Source organism: Clostridia bacterium, from assembly GCA_017438525.1.
Taxonomy (GTDB): Bacteria; Bacillota; Clostridia; order Oscillospirales; family RGIG8002; genus RGIG8002.
The window spans coordinates 16097-35585 of the sequence record JAFRVI010000031.1; the positions used below are offsets into that span (position 1 = coordinate 16097).

16 protein-coding genes are annotated in these 19489 nt (G+C 58.8%); 12 read left to right on the forward strand and 4 right to left on the reverse strand.

Features of this window, described 5'->3' with window-relative positions; genetic code table 11:
* The first annotated feature begins 75 nt into the window (after positions 1-75).
* Positions 76-591 carry a hypothetical protein gene (locus IJL83_03255; GenBank protein MBQ6552615.1) on the forward strand — a complete coding sequence of 172 codons (516 nt, stop codon included), beginning with the start codon at positions 76-78 and terminating at the stop codon, positions 589-591.
* Between the two features lie 67 nt (positions 592-658).
* Here the strand turns inward: IJL83_03255 and upp are convergent, their stop codons facing one another.
* Positions 659-1294: a uracil phosphoribosyltransferase gene (gene upp, locus IJL83_03260; GenBank protein MBQ6552616.1), complete on the reverse strand. Its 636-nt coding sequence runs from the start codon at positions 1292-1294 to the stop codon at positions 659-661.
* Between the two features lie 127 nt (positions 1295-1421).
* On the opposite strand from upp, the gene IJL83_03265 reads away from it, so the two are divergent.
* From IJL83_03265 to IJL83_03305, 9 genes are all read left to right on the forward strand, one after another.
* Positions 1422-2627 (forward strand): CapA family protein, encoded by a 1206-nt coding sequence (locus IJL83_03265; GenBank protein ID MBQ6552617.1) that lies wholly within the window; start codon positions 1422-1424, stop codon positions 2625-2627.
* A complete protein-coding gene (gene uvrC / locus IJL83_03270; protein MBQ6552618.1) occupies positions 2617-4449 on the forward strand; it encodes an excinuclease ABC subunit UvrC in 1833 nt (610 codons plus the stop codon). Before IJL83_03265 ends, uvrC begins: the two co-directional genes overlap by 11 nt.
* Before the next feature lie 138 nt (positions 4450-4587).
* Entirely contained in the window at positions 4588-5169 is a 582-nt protein-coding gene (gene rsmD, locus IJL83_03275) for a 16S rRNA (guanine(966)-N(2))-methyltransferase RsmD (GenBank protein ID MBQ6552619.1), read from the forward strand.
* A complete protein-coding gene (gene coaD / locus IJL83_03280; GenBank protein MBQ6552620.1) occupies positions 5138-5617 on the forward strand; it encodes a pantetheine-phosphate adenylyltransferase in 480 nt (159 codons plus the stop codon). Before rsmD ends, coaD begins: the two co-directional genes overlap by 32 nt.
* A gap of 19 nt (positions 5618-5636) precedes the next feature.
* The gene (locus IJL83_03285; protein ID MBQ6552621.1) at positions 5637-6110 is read left to right on the forward strand and encodes an ATPase; all 474 of its coding nucleotides are present in this window, start codon (positions 5637-5639) and stop codon (positions 6108-6110) included.
* Positions 6110-6772, forward strand: a complete 663-nt coding sequence (locus IJL83_03290) for a (d)CMP kinase (protein MBQ6552622.1) — start codon at positions 6110-6112, stop codon at positions 6770-6772. The genes IJL83_03285 and IJL83_03290 overlap by 1 nt, the downstream gene beginning before the upstream one ends.
* The gene (locus IJL83_03295) at positions 6772-7386 is read left to right on the forward strand and encodes a 1-acyl-sn-glycerol-3-phosphate acyltransferase (GenBank protein ID MBQ6552623.1); all 615 of its coding nucleotides are present in this window, start codon (positions 6772-6774) and stop codon (positions 7384-7386) included. The genes IJL83_03290 and IJL83_03295 overlap by 1 nt, the downstream gene beginning before the upstream one ends.
* Positions 7377-9647, forward strand: a complete 2271-nt coding sequence (locus tag IJL83_03300) for a bifunctional 4-hydroxy-3-methylbut-2-enyl diphosphate reductase/30S ribosomal protein S1 (GenBank protein ID MBQ6552624.1) — start codon at positions 7377-7379, stop codon at positions 9645-9647. Before IJL83_03295 ends, IJL83_03300 begins: the two co-directional genes overlap by 10 nt.
* A gap of 161 nt (positions 9648-9808) precedes the next feature.
* Positions 9809-14260, forward strand: coding sequence for a dockerin type I repeat-containing protein (locus tag IJL83_03305; protein ID MBQ6552625.1), 4452 nt, complete (start codon positions 9809-9811; stop codon positions 14258-14260).
* Positions 14261-14436: 176 nt separating this feature from the next.
* On the opposite strand, the gene rpmA is transcribed toward IJL83_03305, so the two are convergent.
* Genes rpmA through rplU form a run of 3 tightly spaced genes read right to left on the reverse strand, consistent with a single transcriptional unit; the run spans position 14437 to position 15370 of the window.
* Positions 14437-14715, reverse strand: a complete 279-nt coding sequence (gene rpmA / locus IJL83_03310) for a 50S ribosomal protein L27 (GenBank protein MBQ6552626.1) — start codon at positions 14713-14715, stop codon at positions 14437-14439.
* The gene (locus IJL83_03315) at positions 14712-15020 is read right to left on the reverse strand and encodes a ribosomal-processing cysteine protease Prp (protein MBQ6552627.1); all 309 of its coding nucleotides are present in this window, start codon (positions 15018-15020) and stop codon (positions 14712-14714) included. The genes rpmA and IJL83_03315 overlap by 4 nt, the downstream gene beginning before the upstream one ends.
* Positions 15020-15370, reverse strand: a complete 351-nt coding sequence (gene rplU / locus IJL83_03320; GenBank protein MBQ6552628.1) for a 50S ribosomal protein L21 — start codon at positions 15368-15370, stop codon at positions 15020-15022. The genes IJL83_03315 and rplU overlap by 1 nt, the downstream gene beginning before the upstream one ends.
* Positions 15371-15619: 249 nt before the next feature.
* On the opposite strand from rplU, the gene IJL83_03325 reads away from it, so the two are divergent.
* Entirely contained in the window at positions 15620-19063 is a 3444-nt protein-coding gene (locus IJL83_03325; GenBank protein MBQ6552629.1) for a discoidin domain-containing protein, read from the forward strand.
* Between the two features lie 144 nt (positions 19064-19207).
* The gene (gene rpmE / locus IJL83_03330) at positions 19208-19417 is read left to right on the forward strand and encodes a 50S ribosomal protein L31 (protein MBQ6552630.1); all 210 of its coding nucleotides are present in this window, start codon (positions 19208-19210) and stop codon (positions 19415-19417) included.
* Positions 19418-19489: the final 72 nt, after the last annotated feature.

Consider the following 19489-nt stretch of genomic DNA (forward strand, 5'->3'; position numbering starts at 1 on the left):
TTTTCAGTTTATTGACTGCCGCTCGATAATGTGATATAATCAAAGCAGAAAACTAAATAAGGGAGGTCGGGAATTATGATGAAGAAAACGGTCAGATCCGTTATCGCATCCGTGTTGCTCGTCTGCATTGTGCTGTGCGTCTGCGGCTGCGAAAAGACCGCGTCAAGCGCGGAGAAGCGCTTTGCGGAGGTGTTTGCGGATGCCGCTTCGCTGCCCGCAGGATACTTTGACCGCCGCATCGACGGCGAGCCGGAGAAGCTCGTGATCGTTGTCACTGACGACAGAGCGAGCGTAAAACAGCGCTACGTTGAGTTGCTCGGCGAGGAATACGCCGACCTCATCGTTCTTGAGAAGCACGAGCTTTCCGATGCGGAGCTCGGGAGCCTTATTGACGAGATAGGTTCGTACCTGAACGCAAGGGGGTTCAAGTATAACGCTTTCTCTAAGTCTGAAGGCAACATCATTCAATTCGGCGTCAACGAGGCTAACAGAGAAGCGTGCAATCTTGCGGATGAGATTTCCGAGAGTTTCGGTGTTCACGTGATTATCGAGATCAGGGGCGATATCGAACTTCTTTCCGACGGAGATTAAAAACGGTCGCGATTGCAAAAGAACAACGCCGCTCCTTATGGAGCGGCGTTCGCGTATTTGTTTTGTTTTACATCGTGCCGAAGATACGGTCGCCGGCGTCGCCGAGACCGGGGACGATGTAGCCGTTCTCGTTGAGCTTCTCATCGAGGCAGCCGCAGTAGAGCTGAACGTCGGGATGCGCGTCCATCAGGCGCTTGATGCCGACGGGGGCGGCGATGATGGACATGAACTTGATGTGCTTGCAGCCGCGCTGCTTGATGAAGTCGACCGCGGCGCAGGCGCTTCCGCCCGTCGCGAGCATCGGATCGAGCAGGATGACGAGGCGCTTGTCGATGTCCTCGGGCAGCTTGCAGTAATATTCATGGGGCTCAAGAGTCTCGTGATCGCGATAAAGGCCGATATGTCCGACCTTCGCGGTGGGCACGAGCGCGTGGATGCCGTTGACCATTCCCAGACCGGCGCGGAGGATGGGGACGATGGCGAGCTTCTTGCCGGCGATGACGGGGGAGACGGTCTTGGTAATGGGCGTCTCGATCTCGATCTTTTCGGTGGGCAGGTCGCGGAGCGCCTCATAGCCCATCAGGATCGCGATCTCCTCGACGAGCTCGCGGAACTGCTTGTTTCCGGTCCTGACGTCGCGCAGGAGGGTTATCTTGTGCGAGATCAGCGGATGGTTGAAGATAGTCGGATTTTCGTGATGCATTTTCTTTTGCCCCTTCCTTGATTTTTTACATTATAGCACAAGCTCCGGCTCAATGCAACAGAATATTGACATAATATTTGCTTTTATCGACAGGGTGTGATAGAATTATACACGGGAAGGTGGTACTATGTATAAAAGACGCGTCGCCGCGGCGCTTCTGCTGCTGTGCGTGCTTTTCGCCTCCGCCGCCTGCGGAACGAAGGCGCCGCAGCCCGCGTTCTCGTCGGCTTCGTCGGCTCCGGGGCCTGCGCCTGCCGAGCCGCAATACGCCGTCGTGCGTCTTATGGCGGTGGGGGATAACCTCATCCACAACGTCATTTACAATCAGGCGAAGGAGCGCGGCACCGCGGAGCTGGAATACGATTTCTCCTACGTCTACGAACACGTCAAGCCGATAATTCAGAAGGCGGACGTCGCCTTCATCAATCAGGAGACCGTCCTCGCGGGCAAATACTTCGAGCCGTCGAACTATCCGCGCTTCTGCACTCCGACGGAGATGGGCGACTGCCTGCTCGACGTCGGCTTCAACGTCTTCAACCACGCGAACAACCATATGCTCGACAAGGGGCGGAAGGGCATCGCCGCCACGCTCGAGTACTGGGATACGCAGGCGGATAAGGATATCTGCGTCTGCGGTATGTATAAGGACGAGGCGGACCTTTACACCTGCCATTATATCGAAAAAAACGGAGTGAAGATCGGCTTTTTCGGCTTCACCGAGCACACGAACGGACTCGTCGCGCCCGACTCTATGACCGAGCGCATCGTCTACGCCGAGGACGAGGCGGTCATCAAGAAGGCGATAGACGTTATGAAGGCGGAATGCGACGTCGTCGCCGTTTCCGCGCACTGGGGCGATGAGAACTACTCCGAGCGCACCAAGACCGCGCTGACGAAGCTCGAGAAGACGCTTTCACAGAAGCTCGCCGACTGGGGCGTCGACCTGATAATCGGCACGCATCCGCACGTCATCCAGCCGATGAAGTGGCTCGACCGCGCCGACGGCGGGAAGACCTTCTGCGTCTATTCGCTCGGCAACTTCGTCTCCGCGATGAACGGCCCCTGCAATATGCTCGGCGGGCTCGTCGACCTCGATATACGCAAAAACAACAACACCGGCGAGATCTCGATAGAGAATATCTGCTACGTTCCGCTCGTCACGCACTATAACCGCGGAATGAAAAACGTCCGCATATATCCGCTTTCCGAATACACCGAGGAGCTCGCCTCCGCCCACGGATGCAAGGCAAAGACCTATTCCGGCTTCTCGCTGAAATATCTGAACAAGGTCGTCACCGACAATATCGAAGAGGAGTACCTTTTTGAAAAATGATCGCATTGAAGCGTGTCTGAAAAAGGCGAATTCGCTTCCGCTGACTCCCGGCGTCTACATCATGAAAAACCGCGAGGGAGAAATCATTTACATAGGCAAGGCGAAGAAGCTCCGCAACCGCGTGAGCCAGTATTTCGCGCGCTTCGAAAGCCACACCGGCAAGACGCGCCGCATGGTCGAGAACGTCTACGATTTCGACTACATACTGACCACCTCCGAGCTGGAGGCGCTGACGCTCGAATGCTCGCAGATCAAGCAGCACCGCCCGAAGTACAACATCCTGCTTAAAGACGACAAGGGCTTCTGCTTCATCCGGCAGAGCCGGGAGCAGTACCCGCGCTTCACCGTCGTCTATCACAAAAAGGACGACGGCGCGGAGTATTTCGGCCCGTTCATGTCCGCCGGCTCGGCGCGGCAGACGCTGGAGCTCGCGTCAAAGCTGTTCCTGCTGCCGACCTGCACGCGCAAGCTCGAGTACGGGAAGCGCTCGGAGCGCCCCTGCCTCAACTATTTCATTAAGCAGTGCTGCGCGCCCTGCACCGGCAGGGTCCCGCCGGAGCGCTACGCCGAGAACGTCAAAGACGCGCTCGCGTTTATAAACGGCGGCATGAAGCAGGCGGTGGAGGATATGACCGCGCGCATGAAGGCGTATTCCGACGCGATGGAATACGAGAAGGCCGCGCAGCTGCGCGACCGTATCGCCGCCGTTGACCGCATCTGGCAGCGGCAGGGAGTCGTTTCCGACGACTGCCGCGAGCACGACGCCTTCGCCATCACCTCCGACGGCGTCACGCAGTGCGTCTGCGTGCTGAACGTTCGCGAGGGCAGGGTGAAGCTGAAGGAAAGCAGCTTCTTCGACTGCGACGAGACCGAGAGCGGCCCCGAGCTGCTGACGAGCTTCATATGCGAGTATTATTCCGAAGACAGGGAGGTGCCTCCCGTCGTCGCGCTCGCGTCCGAGCCGGAGGACTTCGCGCTGCTGCGCGAGTGGCTTTCCGCGAAGCGCGGCAGGCGCGTTTCCCTGCGCTGCAAGGGCAGGGGCGACCTGCCGAAGACCGCGCGCATCTGCCTCGACAACGCCGAGGAGGCGCTTGTGCAGTACAGCGTCCGCCGCGGCGGTAAGAAAACGAAGGCCGCCGAGGAGCTGAAGGCGTACCTCGGGCTGACCGGCGAGCTGACGCGCATCGAGGCGTACGATATATCCCACACCGGCGGCAAAACGACCGTCGGCGGCATGGTGGTCTTCGAGAACGGCGCGCCTAAAAAGAGCGACTACCGCCGCTTCCGCGTCTCCGTCACCGGCGGCGACGACTACGCCGCTACCGCGGAGGTGCTTTCGCGCCGCCTCGCCCATCTGGGCGAGAAGGGCTTCGAGCGTCCGGACGTGATCCTGCTCGACGGCGGCGCCCAGCACGTCGCCGTCGTCGGCGAGCTTTTCAGAGAGAAGGGCGTGGATATCCCGTTCTTCGGCATGGTGAAGGATAACAAGCACTCGCTCCGCGGTCTCGTTTCGCCGGAGGGCGAGCTCGATATAGGCAAAACGACGCGGGCGTTCCGCCTGCTTTACGCCGTTTCCGAGGAGGTGCACCGCTTCGCGATAAGCTACCACCGCGCCGCGCGCTCGGCGGAGCTGAAAACGTCGCAGCTCCGCGTGATAGACGGCGTGGGCGAAAGCCGCGCCGCCGCGCTGCTGAAAGCGTTCGGAAGCGTAGACGGAGTCCGCGCCGCCACGGTCGACGAGCTCGCCGCCGTCAAGGGCATGAGCCGCGCCGCCGCGGAGAACGTCCGCAAGTTCTTCGACGCCATCCCCGCAGACGCGTGATCCGCGAAAAAATCGGGCGAAAATCCAAAAAACCGCTTGCCATAAAGCGCCAAATATGATAACATATATTACTAAGGTGGAAAAGTGGGACTTCGGTGCTGTTTCCACCCGTTCACGCTGTAAAAACGGAGTGAGACGATGAGAGTTGTCAGCGGAAGCGCTAAGGGCACGCCGCTCGAAGCGCCGAAGGGAATGACCACGCGCCCGACGAGCGATAAGGCGAAGGAAGGCGTTTTCAGCGCGATACAGTGCGAGATCGAAGGCGCGAGGGCGCTCGATATTTTCGCCGGCAGCGGCGGGATGGGCATCGAGGCGCTCAGCCGCGGAGCCGCGTCCTGCGTCTTCGTGGATATCGACCTTAACGCCCTGCGCTGCATAAAAAACAACCTCGCGAAAGCGAAGCTCGAGGGCAGGGTGGTCCGCAGGGATGCGATCGCGTTCCTGAACTCCTGCTCCGACCGCTTCGATATCATCTTCAGCGACCCGCCTTACAACAAGGGCTGGACGGCGAAGCTGCTGCCGCTTGCGGCGAAGCTGCTGGACGACGGCGGCGTACTGCTTTGCGAGACAGACGGCGCGGAGCCGCGTCCGGAGGCGGCCGAAGGGCTGCGCCTCCGCAAGACCTACGTTTACGGCAGGGCGGTCGTCACCCTGTTTGAAAAGATTTCCGAGAAAGGAGCCGACGCCGATGAGGACAGCGGTTTACCCGGGCAGTTTTGACCCGATCACGATGGGGCATATAGACATCATCAAGCGCGCCTCGGTGATGTTCGACAAGCTGATAATCTGCGTTATGTCCAACGCGAAGAAGACTCCCGTCTTCACGCCCGATGAGCGCGTCGAGCTTATCAAGCGCGCGACCGCGGGGATCGAAAACATCGAGGTGACCTCCTACGGCGGACTGCTCGCGGATTTCGCCCGTCAGCAGGGAGCCGGCTTCATAGTCAGAGGCCTGCGCGCGCTCTCGGATTTTGAATACGAGTTCCAGATGGCGCTTACCAACCGCAAGCTTTATCCCGACGCCGACACCGTCTTCCTGACGACCAGCGCGGAGTATATGTACCTCAGCTCAAGCATAGTCAAAGAAGTTATTCGCAACGGCGGCTTCGTTCGGGACGCGCTTCCCGAGCAGATTGCCGATGACGTTGTTAAAAAAATAAGAGCGTAAGGAGAAGAAGACCATGGATATGAACATTGACGACCTGCTCGACATAATGGACGAGCTTATTGACAAAGCGTGGAAAGTGCCGCTTTCCTCCAAGAGCATGGTGGACGTTGAGCAGATAAAGGACGTCGTCCAGGATATCCGCCTCAACATGCCCGCCGAGATCCGCCAGGCGAAGACCATCGTCGCGGACCGCAACAAGATCATCGCCGACGCCAGACGTGAAGCGGATACCGTTATCCGCGTAGCCGAGGAAAAGGCGGCGTTCATGGTCACGCAGGAAGAGGTCTACAAGGCCGCGCAGCAGAAGGCGAACGAGACCGTCGCCCAGGCGAACAAGATGTCCGCCGAGCTGAAGCGCTCCACCAACGAGTATATCGAGAATATGCTCAAGCACACCGACGAGGTGCTCACCCAGGAGCTCACCGAGATCCGCAAGGCGCGTCAGAACATGAAGAACATCGGCCGCGGCGAAGCGCCGGCAGAGGCAGAATAATGCTCAATATAGCGATTGACGGACCCTCCGGCGCGGGCAAAAGCACCGTCGCGAAAGAAGTCGCGGCGCGGCGCGGGATGCTCTATCTCGACACCGGCGCGCTTTACCGCGCTGTCGCCCTGCGCGTGCTCGAAAGCGGCGTCGATACGCATGACGAAGCCGTGGTGGAGGCGCTCCTTCCCGGAACGGAGATATCCCTGCGCTTCACCGACGGCGAGCAGCGCGTGCTGCTCGGAGGGCGCGACGTCAGCGACGAGATACGCACCCAGCCGGTCGCCATGGCGGCGTCGGATATATCCGCGATGCCGGCGGTCAGGGCGTTCCTGCTCGAGCTTCAGCGCGGCATCGCCGCGAAGAACGACTGCATCATGGACGGCCGCGACATCGGCACGGTGATCCTGCCGAACGCGGATATCAAGATATTCCTCACCGCCTCCGCCGAGGAACGCGCCGCGCGGCGCGTCAAGCAGCTCGCGGAGAAGGGGATCGAAGCGGACTACGCCACGGTCGTCGAGGAGATCAAGCAGCGCGACGAGCAGGACAGCACCCGAGAAATATCTCCGCTTAAACCCGCTCCCGACGCCTGCATTATCGACTCCACGAACATGAGCTTCGAGCAGGTGGTCGCCTTTATTTCCCGAATGATAGGAGAGCTTGTCTGATGAGTTTTTACGCGGTAGCCAAGGTTATCGTTTACCCGTTTTTCAAGCTGTTTTACGGGCAGCGCGTTATCAACAAAAAGGGCTTCCCGACGGACGAACAGGTGATAGTCGCCTCGAACCACACGTCCTTCATCGACCCGATCCTTATCGGCATGGCGTGCAAAAAGCGGCTGTATTACATGGGCAAGGCGGAGCTCTTCCGCTTCAAGCCGTTCGGAGCGCTGATAAAGGCGCTCGGCGCGTTCCCGGTGCACCGCGGGATGCGCGATTCGGACGCCACCAACCGCGTCTATGAAATTATTAACGAAGGCAAGACCTTCGCGCTCTTCCCGCAGGGAACGCGGCTTCCGCACAGGGAGGATCCGGACGACGGCAAGCCCGGCGTCGCGATGTTCTCCGACAAGACGGGAGTCGGCGTCCTGCCTGTTTACGTCTTCAATAAAAAGGGCAAGGTGCGCGCTTTCTCGCGCAACGTCGTCGTTATCGGCGACGTGATACCCGCGTCCGAATTCTCGGTCGATGGCGGCTCGATGCTGGATTACCGCCGCAAGTCGAAGGAGCTTATGGAAACGCTCTTCGCGCTGAAGGAAAGGGTACCGGAAAAATGGAGGTAATTCTCGCCCGTACTGCCGGCTTCTGCTTCGGCGTAGCGCGCGCGGTGAAGCTCGCCCGCGAGCTTGCCGATTCCGGCGCGCCCGCTGCGACGCTGGGCGAGCTGATACATAACCCAGTCGTTACCCGCGAGCTTGCGGAAGCGGGAGTGCGCCGCATCGACTCGCCGCAGGAGGCGCGGGAAGGCGAAACGGTCGTCATCCGCTCGCACGGCGAAGGTCCCGGCGTTTACGAGACGCTCGCCGCACGCGGAGCGAAGGTAGCGGACGCGACCTGTCCGTTCGTCAAGCGCATCCACGAGCTTGCGGAATCGCTCGGCGAGAACGATTTGCTGCTTCTGGCGGGAGACGAAACGCATCCCGAGGTCAAAGGCGTAGGAAAATATGCAAAATGTTCCGTCTTTGTCTTCAAAAATGAAAAAAATTTCAAAAAAACTCTTTACGAATCAAAAAAAGTAGAGTATAATAGCATAATTATAGCGGCTCAAACTACGTTTTCCGTTTCCGAGTGGGGGAAATGCGCCGAGCTTGCCGCCCGGCTGCTTCCGGAAGCGAGGATAGTGAACACGATCTGCAGTGCCACCGAGGCGCGCCAGACCGAAGCCGCGGAGCTTGCCGCGAAGTGCGACGCGATGATAGTCGTCGGCGGCAGGAACAGCTCCAACACGGCGAAGCTTTACGAGCTTTGCCGCAGTCATTGCGACAATACCGTCCTTGTCGAGACCGCGGACGAAATCGACATGGGCAGGTATGCATATACCGATATTGTCGGGATTACCGCCGGTGCGTCCACACCGTCGGGAATAATTGAGGAGGTTGTTCACAAGATGAACGAAGAAACAAGAGATGCGATCATAGAATCGCAGGAGCCCGAGGCAGCAGCCGAGGAGACCAAAGCGGCCGAGGCCGTTGAAACTGAAGTCAAGGAGGAAGAACCTGTTAAGGAAGTAAACCTTGACGAGATGAGCTTTGCTGAAGCAGTCGATTACACGTTCAAGACTTTATATAACGGGGAAAGGGTCACCGGCAGAGTTATCGGCATAACTCCGACGGAGGTTCAGATCGAGCTGAATACCAAGCACTACGCTTTTGTTCCGCTTTCCGAACTCAGCAGCGACACCACCAAGTCGCCCGAAGAACTCGTTTCCATCGGAGACGAGCTGGATCTCATCGTCACCAGAGTCAACGACGTTGACGGTATGGTCACGCTTTCCAAGAAGCGCGTCGACGCCATGAGAGGTTATGAAGAGATCGAGAAGGCCGTAGGCACTCAGGAGCCCCTTGAAGGCACGATTACCGACGCTGTCAACGGCGGCGTTATCGCCATCGTCAACGGCGTGCGCGTATTCATCCCCGCGTCCCGCACCGGCATTCCGCGCGACGGCGACCTGTCCGTACTGGTCGGCACCACGCAGAAGATAGTCATCCTCGAGATCAACCCGCGCCGCCGCAGAGTCATCGGCTCCATCAAGGCGGGCGAACGCCGCACGCGCAAGGAGCTTGCCGCGCAGCTGTGGTCCGAGATCGAGGTCGGCAAGAAGTACACCGGCAAGGTCAAGTCCCTGACCAGCTACGGCGCCTTCATCGACATCGGCGGAGTGGACGGCATGGTCCACGTCTCCGAGATGTCCTGGGAGCGCGGCAAGAAGCCGGAAGACATCTTCAAGATCGGCGACAGAGTCGAAGTCTACGTCAAGGATTTCGACGCCGAGAAGAAGCGTATTTCCCTCGGCTACCGCAAGGAAGAGGATAACCCGTGGAACACCTTCACCGATAACTTCGCCGTCGGCGACGTCATCGACGTGACGGTCAACCGTCTGATGAGCTTCGGCGCGTTCGTCGCGATCGTTCCGGGCATCGACGGACTGATCCACATTTCGCAGATCGCGGACCGCCGCATAGAGAAGGCGTCCGACGAGCTGAAGGTCGGCCAGGAAGTCAAGGCGAAGATCACCTCGATCGACGTCGAGAATCACAAGGTCGGGCTCTCCATCAGAGCGCTGCTCCCCAAGAAGACCGAAGAAGCTCCCGCCGAAGAGGTCGAGACCGTTTCCGAAGCTTCCGAGGATCCCGCCGCGATAGAAGTCCCCGCGGAGACCGAGGCGCCCGCCGCTCCCGTTGAGGAAGCCGTCGCCGCCGCCGAAGAGACCGCCGAGAAGGTCGAAGAGGCCGCCTCCGCCGTCGAAGAGGCCGTCGAAGAGGCCGCCGCTCCCGTCGAGGAAGCCGCCGCTGTCGAGGAAAAGGCCGAAGAAGCCGCCGAGTGATCCGGCAGATAATAAAAAGGTACAAACGAGCTCCGAAGGGCGTGCCCTTTCGGAGCTTGTTTTTTCTTGACTTTCCGCCGGTTGCGTTGTAATATAGTAATATGTATACTTATATACTCACGCATAATTACCGGGCGTCCTAAAACAAGGAGGCAATAACAATGAAAAAACACACGCTTCGCAAGCTCCTGTCAACGATCATCGCGGCGGCGATGCTGCTCGCGCTGCTCCCGAACGCGTTCATTCCCGCGTCGGCGGCGGAATACGATCTTCTCGTCGCCGGAGTCAAGGTGACCGACGCCAACAAGAGCGATATTCTCGGCGACGGCGCCTTTTCCTACTCCGATGAGCTTAACAGACTCACCGTCAGGGGCGACTGCACGTCGTCAGAAGATATAGTCGAAAGCGATATGCCGGGTCTGGAAGTGTATATCGCCGAGGACGTGACGCTGCGCTCCGACGAGGCGGTATTTGACTTTAACTATAGCGCCGTGATTACGGGCCCCGGCAAGCTCACGGCGATTGCCGGCGAAATATACGTCGCCATCAGCGTGTATAATACCACTACTGACGCGACTCTGATAATTAAGGACGCATGGATTGACGTCACGGGCAGATGGGGCATCAATGGTGGCTACAATTCATCGAACAACGAAAGACTGATTATTCAGAACAGCTATGTGCATGCCTGTAATGCCGACGGATTTGCTTGCCCTATCGGTGATTTTCGCAACGGTATATATCTCTCATATTGCACCATCACTCTGCCGGAAGACGGAAACGTTGCTTTTGGTTATAACGGACTCTATCGAATATTGGACAGTAATGGGTATAACATTACGGAAGTCACAATCGAGCCGAGCGACGATCCCGGTACGCTCCCGTCCGATATGCTGCCCGAGCCCACGGCGTTCTACGATCTCATCGTCGCGGGCGTGGGAGTCAACGACGCGAACGAAAGCGACATCCTCGGCAACGGCGTCTTCAGCTACGACCCCGGCGCAAACGAGCTGACCATACACAAGGATTTCTCTTATGACAAGGATAACCTCATCGATAACGAGATAAAGAATTTGAGGATAAACGCCTTCAGGAACGTAACTCTCACCACTCCCGGCGTCGTCATCCACACCACGAAGGACCTCACCATAAAGGGCGAGGGAATGCTGACGATGAAAAGCGCCGTTTCGAGCTGCGTCTACGCGGAGAGGGGCGCGACCGTCACGCTCGATACCGCGCGAGTCAACGTTGGCGGCAGCAAATACGGACTACGCGGCACCGACACCTCGACCAACGAAAAGGTCGTCATCAAGGACAGCTTCCTTGACGGCCTTACGAATAACGGCTCCGTTACCGGCTTCCGCGGCGGCGTAAACTACAGCGGCTGCGAGATACTCTCGCCGAGCAACCCCCATATCGAAAACGGCGCGATCACCACCGGACAGAACAAGCCGGCGAACTGGGTCACCATCGCGTTCGAATACGACCTCTGGATCGCGGGTTTCCGCGTGAATAACGGCAACGCCCCCGACGTTATGGGCGACGGCGTCTTCGAGTATTACGACAGGACAAAGACGCTCTTTATCAAAGGCGACTTCGATTACACCTACGTAAACGAAGGCGATGATGAAAAAGGCGCCCTGATTTTAGACAAGCTTAAGGATCTGACCGTCTACGTTGCGGAGGAATCCGAGCTCAGGTCCAACAGCGACGTTATCAGAGTAGTTACTTACGGGGAAAACGTTTCGTATCAGGGCGCGGCGACGCTGACTATCGAGGGCCCCGGTAAGCTGCGGATGCGAAGCCACTATAACTGTATCAACCTCAGATATGACGCTCTCCTGACGCTGGACCACGCTGACGTCGATATGTATTCCTCTGCGGATTCCTGCATATGGGATTATTACTCGCATGAGGGCAAGCTCGTGATTGACGAAAGCACGCTTCACGCCAGAGGCTACCACGGCGCGATTGCTTGCATAAACGAAGTCGAACTCATCGACTGCGAGGTCGTCGATCCGCCTCTCGCGAAGTTTAAGGACGGCGCGTTCAGATACCGTGACGAGATCGTGGAAGAGCTCACCATCAGACCGATGATCCGCTACGGCGTCACCGTCGCGGGCGTGGAGGTCACGAGCCTCAACGCGAACAACGTCCTCGGCGACTATTCGGTCTCCTATACGCCCGTGCTGAATGAGCTTATGTTACACAAGGATATTACCTATTCCGACGGCAGCGTTATAGACAACGAAAACCAAGGGCTGACGATCTACGTCGGCGCGGACGTGACTCTGCGCGGCGGCAGCTCGTATCCGACGATACAAACCTCCGCGGACCTCACCGTAACGGGCTCCGGCAAGCTCACGCTCGCGCGCGGACTGGCGGGCGTTCTCGTGACGGGCGGCGCCGCTCTGACGCTGTCCGCCGTGGACCTTACCGTCAAGGACGGCCGCTACGGAATCTGGGGCGGCTCCGGAGACGGCGATAACGTCGATTTCAGATACAGCCGCGTCGTCATCACGTCGTCCTACTCCGCGGTCAGCGGCTTCGGCTCCGTAACGCTGAACGGCTGTCAGATAGACGCGCCCTCCGGCGGCAGAGTTCAGGGCGGCAGCATCGTGGATCGGGACGGCGGCCTTGCCGCAAACGTTACGATATTTGCGAGATTCAAGCTCTGGATCGGCGGTATACAGATAACGAGCGATAACTTCAACCGTGTCTTCGAAATGACAAATAAGGTGATGTCGTACGATCCTTCGTCAAACACCCTGGCGATTTATGGCGGAAGCCTTGACTACGCCTCAAACGTGGATGCGATACGCACCGAGCAGCCGGGGCTCACAATCTACGTTGAGAAATACACGACTATCAACGGCGGCGACGCCGGGCTCGGCATCGGGGCTGATACCACCATTACCGGCCGCGGCACTCTGGAGCTAAACCCGGGCGGCAGCACGGTCGCCGTTGCCGTCCGCAACGGCGCGACGCTGACGCTGGATAAGGCGTCGCTCACCGTCTCCGCCGCCAACGCCTCCGTAGGCATCGACGCCGTGCACGATGAAACGCTCGTCGTCCGCGACAGCCGCCTATACGTTAAGGCGAAGAGCTACGGTATCCTCAACTTTGACAGCATCGTTCTCGACCGCAGCGAGCTCGTCACCCCGTCCGACGGCTGCATAGAGAACGGCAGCGTCTTCACGAACTCTGACTGCACCGCCTACGCAACTTACGTTTACTTCGAGCCGCAGGGCTATAACGTCTGGGTGAGCGGAACGCGCATCAACACCTTCAACGCCTCGGACGTCTTCCTTGACGGCACCGTCCGCTTCTACGATAAGGGCGAATACGTCCCCACCGAGCTCGACCTGGAATACGGCTATGATGAAATTTCATTCCGCTATACCCGCGTGCTGGTGCTTGATAACTACAAGGCGAAGGATATGTATTACCGCGAGGATGATACCCGCTCCGCGCAGCTCTATATCGACGATGACATCTTCGTTGTTCTGAAGGGCGAGAACACCTTCACTAACGGGACCTACGGTAACTATCTCTATGACGGCGACGCCTGCCACGGCGTCTATATCGGCCAAGATTACGTTCATTTCATCGGCGACGGCTCGCTCGAGACGTACGCGGGCTGGTGCGACCGGGACGGGCTTTACGGCGAAGGCGCCTCCGTCTACTTCTGCGAAGAGGTCAAGGTCACGCTGAAAGGCAAATACGGTCTGCATCAGATTTTCAATTACGACACCCCTTACGTCACGGTGGAGGATAACGCGAAGCTGACCTGCGTCGGACTCGGAACGGATAACGCCGATTATCCCGCGCTCGATTGCGCCGGAGTGGAGATTTACAATCACGGCGAGCTGATTTGCAAGACGGACGGCTGGGGAGACGCTATGGATACGTGGGGCAGTGGCTACGCGGAGTTCCCCAATGATTATTACGACATATTGATCCTGAAAAAAGGCGAGTTCGCGTCCGGCTCCAACTGGAACGGCGAATATACCGAGCCCTATAAGCCGGAAAAAGGTATCAACGTCAAAGACGGCGTATGGGGAACCGACTGCCATTATATCCGCATAAAAGGCAAGACCGTCCTCGCGACGAGCGCGTGGTTCAATAATTCGACCTACACCGTGACGCCGGAAAAGAACGATATAACGATTATCTTCGGGCTCGGTCCCGTCGGCGCAGCAGATATCGACTACAGCGACATCGAGTGGGAATGCTCGGACAACAGCGTTATTATGGTGATGCCCACGGGCAAGAACAGAGCCGTCGTCACCGGGTTTTTGAACGGCACCGCGACGGTAACGATAACCGCGAAGGGCGGCGCGACCGCCTCCTGCACGGTCGTCGCGAGCGGTTTCGGGTTCTACTCGCCTATGAAGGGCGACTTTGACGGCGACGGCGAGATCACCGTAGCGGACGCGCTCGCCGCGCTCCGCATCGCCGCGAAGCTTGCTGAAGAAACGTATGAAAGCATCATAATCGGCGACATCGACTATGACGAAACGATCACCGTCTCGGATGCTCTGGCGATCCTACGCGTCGCCGCGAAGCTCGCGTCTCCGGATTCGCTCAATCCGGTGCCGAATATAAGATGACCGCAAACAAGCATTCACCTTGAGGGGAAGGCGGCAAGACGGATGAGGTGCAGCCGCGCAGCGGCGTCCCGTAGGGGCGATTATCAATCGCCCGCGCCGCCTCACAATGCAAAACCGCATAACAAAAAGCGGGGCAGACGAAAAGTCTGCCCCGCTTTGGTTTCAACTCAAAGCAATTACGCCTCGTAGACGCTGACCTGCTTCTTGTCCTTACCGACGCGCTCAAACTTGACCTTGCCGCTGATCATGGCGAAAAGGGTATCGTCGGAACCTCTGCCGACGTTCACGCCGGGATGGATCTTGGTGCCTCTCTGGCGGACGAGGATGTTGCCGGCGAGGACGTACTGACCGTCGCCGCGCTTCGCGCCGAGACGCTTGGAGTGGGAATCTCTGCCGTTCTTGGTGGAGCCCATTCCCTTTTTATGAGCGAAAAACTGTATTCCTAATCTGATCATAACACACACTCCTGTTCTGTGATTCTGATGTTCTTCGGATATTCTTCCGAATAGCCCTTGAGCTGATCGCGCAGCGCGCGTATCACGCGCTCGCTGTTTTCGTCGGGGGAGGGGATACGGACCGTGACCTTCGCGGTTTTTTCGTCGACCTTCGCCTCGCCTCCGGCGAGGTTGGCGGCGAGCTCAGTTGCTGCCGAAACCGCTGCGCAGAGCACGTCGCTGCCGGCGTCGGCAAGCCCCGAATGTCCGCTGATCTCAAACCCGACGTATTTCCCGCCGGATCTGCTGAAAACCGCGGCGATCATTACTCGGCGGCTTCTTCCGTCTTCTCCGCTTTCTTGGCGGCGGCGGAAACGGCGGTTATCTCGACCTTCGTATAGGGCTGTCTGTGACCCTGCTTTTTGCGGGAATCCTTCTTGGGCTTATACTTCAGGATGGTGACCTTCTTGCCCTTGCCGTTCTTCAGAACGGAAGCGGTGACGGTCGCGCCCGCGACGGTGGGGGTGCCGACCTTGCTCTTCTTGCCGTCTCCGACGTAAAGAACCTGATCGAAGGTTACCTCTTCGCCTTCGGCTGCGTCGAGCTTCTCGATGTAGATCTGATCTCCCTTTTCAACCTTGTACTGTTTTCCGCCCGTAACGATAATAGCGTACATTACAAAGCCTCTCTTTCATTAGGACTCGCTGTTCGGGGGCAGGCGAAACGCCTTTGTGCGTGACAAAACACGCCCTCAACACGCGGCAAGTGCTATTTTACACTGCCGCCGCGCGTTTGTCAAGAGTTTTTTTGCCGTTTTTGACATTTTTATTCATATATATTATGCAAAAGCGCGCTCCGTCCGTATTGACGGAACGCCGGAAGCGTGTTAAAATATATCCGCAAGCAATTTCCGGAGGGTACGGCCATGAAACACGCCGCGATAACAAAACGCATATGCGCCTTCGCGCTCGCGCTGACGTTGCTGGCGGGAACGCTTCCGTCCGCTTCCTTCGCGCTCGCGGACGGGCCGGATTTTTCCGCGAACAACGCGCGGGCGATAGTCGCGCGCGGCGAAGACGCTTTCGGCAGGAGCGACTATGCCTTCTCGGCGAAGTGGATATGGTCGCCCTCCGACGACGGCGCGGCGAATCGCTGGATGGCGTTCCGCAAAGACATGACGCTGACCGCCTCCGACCTTGAGGGCGAAATAACCGCGAAGATCGCCGCAGATACGAAGTACTGGCTCTGGATAAACGGCGAGCTCGCCGTCTACGAAGGGCAGCTCAAGCGCGGCGCCGCGCTTTTGAAAAAAGACATCTACCCGCAGGGGAGCGACGAACAGCCCGACCTTGACGAAATGGTGACTGAGGTCGCGACCTACTGCGACGAGGTCGTGCTCACGCCCTACCTGCGCGAAGGCGAAAACGTCATCGCCGCGCTCGTGTGGTATTACGGCAACGAGGGGCACTCCCACGTCGGCAGCGGCAAGGGCGCGTTCCTGTTCGAGTCGCGGATGGGCGGCGAGCTCGTCGTCTCCGATTCGAGCTGGAAGGTCAGCAGGCATATGGGTTATCAGCCGTCGAGCCGCGTAAACGTCCACGCGCAGGAGTTCCATATCGTCTACGACGCGCGGCAGGGCTTCGACGGTTTTTACAAGCCGGAGTTCGACGCGTCCGGCTGGGAGAACGCCGCCGAGGTCGGCGCGGCGGGCGATAAGCCGTGGAACGAGCTGTGGCCGCGTCCGATACCCGAGTGGAAGGTGTGGGACCGCGAAAGCTATCCCGTCACCGATACTGAGCACATTCAGCAGATAAGCGGCGGATACCGCGTGCTTTTCCCGACGAACATACACTTCGGCGCGTATCTTAAAGTGATCGCGCCGGCGGGCAAAACGATAAAGGTCTCCTGCCCGAACGCCGGCAGATACTCCGTTACCTACGTGACGAAGGGCGGCGAAAACGGCGAAGCCGTCGAGCAGGAATACGAGTCGCCCGCGTGGATAAACTGGTGGTACGCGGATTTCGCGGTACCCTCCGGCGTGGAGGTCGTTGAGCTCGGCTACCGCCGCTCCGGCTACAACGCCGAGGAAGTCGGTTACTTCGACTGCAACGACGACTTCTACGACACGCTCTGGCGCAAGGCGGCGGATACCGTCTACGTCAACGTTCGCGACACGTTCATGGACTGCCCGGACTCCGAGCGCGCGCCGTGGCTCGGCGACATGGTCAACGAGGCGCAGATCGCGTACTACACGCTCGACGAGCGCGTTTTCGATGCGCTCCGCAAGGATATCTCCGTCCGCATAAACTGGCAGAACGAGGAGGGGGTAATTTCCTCCACCGCGCCGGCGTCGCTCCGCTACAACGAATGGGCGGAGCTGCCGGGACAGTCGCTCGCGGGCGTGATGTCGTGGTTTCAGTACTATCTCTATTCGGGCGACCGCCTCACGCTTGAGAAGGCGTACCCCGCGCTGCTGAAGTATATCTCGCTTTTCAGACTTGACAGGACCTCGTTCACCGTTCCCTTCGAGCGCCGCAACGGCACTAATACGCAGCATTTGAGCTGGGTGGACTGGGGTAACAACGTAGACACGGACCTATGCCTGAATATCTGGGCGTATATCGGCGTGAAGACCGTCGTCGATTTTGCGACCGCCCTCGGCGACGCGGAGACCGCGGAGTATTACTCCGGCGTCCGCGGCGTCATGGCGTCGAAGTTCGACCGCCTCTTCTGGAACGGGAGCGAATACCGCTCCTCGACCTACGCCGGTCCCGCCGACGACAGAGCGCAGGCGCTCGCGGTCTTCGCGGGTCTCGTTTCGCCCGATAAGTTCCCGGCGCTGCGCGACATACTGCTGAATAATAAGTTCGCCAGTCCGTATATGGTCAAGTACTGCATCGAGGCGCTTTATATCATGGGCTATCCGGACGCCGCGGAACAGCGGATGAAGGAGAGCTATTACGACGCCGTTACGTCGCCGAATCCGACTCTGCCGGAGCGGTGGACCGACGGCAGCGCGAACCACGGCTGGGCGGGCGGCGGACTCGTTTCGCTTTCCGGCTACGCCGCGGGCGTGCGTCCGCTTGAGGCGGGTTACGAAAAGTTCATCGTCAAGCCGCAGCTCGGCGGGCGGATAACGAAGGTCAATGCCGGGATCCCGTCCGTCAAGGGTCTGATCGAGGTGGAGGCCGAGAAGAATGACGGCGGCTTCACTATGACCGTCAACGTGCCGGAGGGCAGCGCCGCGCTACTCGCCGTTCCGCGCGCCGAGGGCGCGACCGCGGTCGTTTCCGGCGGCGTGACGATATGGAACAACGGCGTTGCGAATACCGGCGCCGTGGGTATAACCTACGCTTACGATGATTACAGCCACGTCTATTTTGAGGCGGGCCCGGGCGAATGGAGCGTCGGCTCATACGCCGCGCCGAAGCCGTCCGGCGACAGCTTCACGCTGAAGATAAACGAAACGGAAAACGGCGGGGCGGAGGTCAACGGAACGCCGGTCGCGCTGCCGTATGAAGAAAGCTTCGCCGCCGGAACGCAGGTGACGGTAGAGGCGATACCCGCGCGCGCTTACTGCTTCGCCGGCTTCGACGGCACGCTCGGCTCGCGCGAAAGCGCTCTTACGCTGACGATGGACGCCGACGCGGAGCTGAACGTCCGCTTCGCGCCGACCTCGCTGCCGTTCAGCGAGAACTACGCACTCGGCTGCCGCACCGTCGTCTCCACGGCTTATGTCAACGACGCCGCGTTGCGCCAGCGCTTCGTCAACGACGGCGTTCGCGACACGCGCCCGGGTGAAAACGAGGGCTGGTCGTCGAAAAACGTCAGCGGCGGCAGGAGCGAGTGGGTATACGTCAACCTCGGCGAGCCGAAGGCGATAAACCAGCTCGTGATCTATCCGCGCGTCATCGGCGACGACGCGGGCTTCGGCATACCCGAGGACTTCACCGTCAGCGTCAGCGACGACGGCGAAAGCTGGTACGTCGTTCGCGAAGAAACCGGCTTTGATCGCCCGACCGACTTCTTCACCGTCGACTTCGACGGCATCGAGGCGCAATACGTGAAGTTCGAGGGCGCGAAGTTCCGCGGCAACCCCTACAATCAGAACAGAAGGCGTATGCAGATCGCGGAGCTCGAGGTCTGCTGGTACGGCGAAGCTCCGGTCAAGCTCGGTGAGCTTGACGGCGACGGAAAAGTCACCGTCAGCGACGCGCTGCTCGCGCTTCGCATCGCGGCCGGACTGCTCGCGCCTTCGGAGGAGCAGGCATCCGCCGGCGACTTCGACGGCGACGGCAGGATCACCGTCGCGGACGCGCTTTCCGCGCTCCGCTGCGCCGTCGGACTCGCGCGGGAACGGCTCGTTTAGCGGCTTTCGGGACGCTTTCAAAAAAAACGCGTTTTTTTGAAAAAAACACTTGCATTTATGAGAACCATATAGTATAATGACTCTTGCTGATTAAGAACTGATCGTACTTTACGCCGATCAGCCAAGGAAAAGAGGTTTTGTGCAATGAAGGAAGGAATCCATCCTAACTATCAGCCGACGACCATCAAGTGCGCCTGCGGAGAAGTCATCGAGACTTCCTCCACCAAGAAGGACCTGCGCGTTGACATCTGCTCAAAGTGCCATCCCTTCTACTCCGGCAAGCAGAAGCTGGTCGACACCGGCGGACGTGTTGATAAGTTCAACAAGAAGTTCGGCCTTAATAACAACAAATAAGACTGTTCAGCATCGCTCCGACGTAAATTATTACGGGAGGATATGCCGATAGTTTATCAAGCCGACCTATTG

What these genes read in the sequence shown, in the direction of transcription:
- IJL83_03325 (MBQ6552629.1), top strand. Translation starts at nt 15,620, where the DNA reads ATGAAACACGCCGCGATAACAAAACGCATATGCGCCTTCGCGCTCGCG.
- IJL83_03295 (MBQ6552623.1), top strand. Translation starts at nt 6,772, where the DNA reads ATGAGTTTTTACGCGGTAGCCAAGGTTATCGTTTACCCGTTTTTCAAG.
- coaD (MBQ6552620.1), top strand. Translation starts at nt 5,138, where the DNA reads ATGAGGACAGCGGTTTACCCGGGCAGTTTTGACCCGATCACGATGGGG.
- IJL83_03285 (MBQ6552621.1), top strand. Translation starts at nt 5,637, where the DNA reads ATGAACATTGACGACCTGCTCGACATAATGGACGAGCTTATTGACAAA.
- IJL83_03265 (MBQ6552617.1), top strand. Translation starts at nt 1,422, where the DNA reads ATGTATAAAAGACGCGTCGCCGCGGCGCTTCTGCTGCTGTGCGTGCTT.
- rpmE (MBQ6552630.1), top strand. Translation starts at nt 19,208, where the DNA reads ATGAAGGAAGGAATCCATCCTAACTATCAGCCGACGACCATCAAGTGC.
- IJL83_03315 (MBQ6552627.1), bottom strand. Translation starts at nt 15,020, where the DNA reads ATGATCGCCGCGGTTTTCAGCAGATCCGGCGGGAAATACGTCGGGTTT.
- rplU (MBQ6552628.1), bottom strand. Translation starts at nt 15,370, where the DNA reads ATGTACGCTATTATCGTTACGGGCGGAAAACAGTACAAGGTTGAAAAG.
- rpmA (MBQ6552626.1), bottom strand. Translation starts at nt 14,715, where the DNA reads ATGATCAGATTAGGAATACAGTTTTTCGCTCATAAAAAGGGAATGGGC.
- IJL83_03305 (MBQ6552625.1), top strand. Translation starts at nt 9,809, where the DNA reads ATGAAAAAACACACGCTTCGCAAGCTCCTGTCAACGATCATCGCGGCG.
- IJL83_03255 (MBQ6552615.1), top strand. Translation starts at nt 76, where the DNA reads ATGATGAAGAAAACGGTCAGATCCGTTATCGCATCCGTGTTGCTCGTC.
- IJL83_03300 (MBQ6552624.1), top strand. Translation starts at nt 7,377, where the DNA reads ATGGAGGTAATTCTCGCCCGTACTGCCGGCTTCTGCTTCGGCGTAGCG.
- IJL83_03290 (MBQ6552622.1), top strand. Translation starts at nt 6,110, where the DNA reads ATGCTCAATATAGCGATTGACGGACCCTCCGGCGCGGGCAAAAGCACC.
- rsmD (MBQ6552619.1), top strand. Translation starts at nt 4,588, where the DNA reads ATGAGAGTTGTCAGCGGAAGCGCTAAGGGCACGCCGCTCGAAGCGCCG.
- upp (MBQ6552616.1), bottom strand. Translation starts at nt 1,294, where the DNA reads ATGCATCACGAAAATCCGACTATCTTCAACCATCCGCTGATCTCGCAC.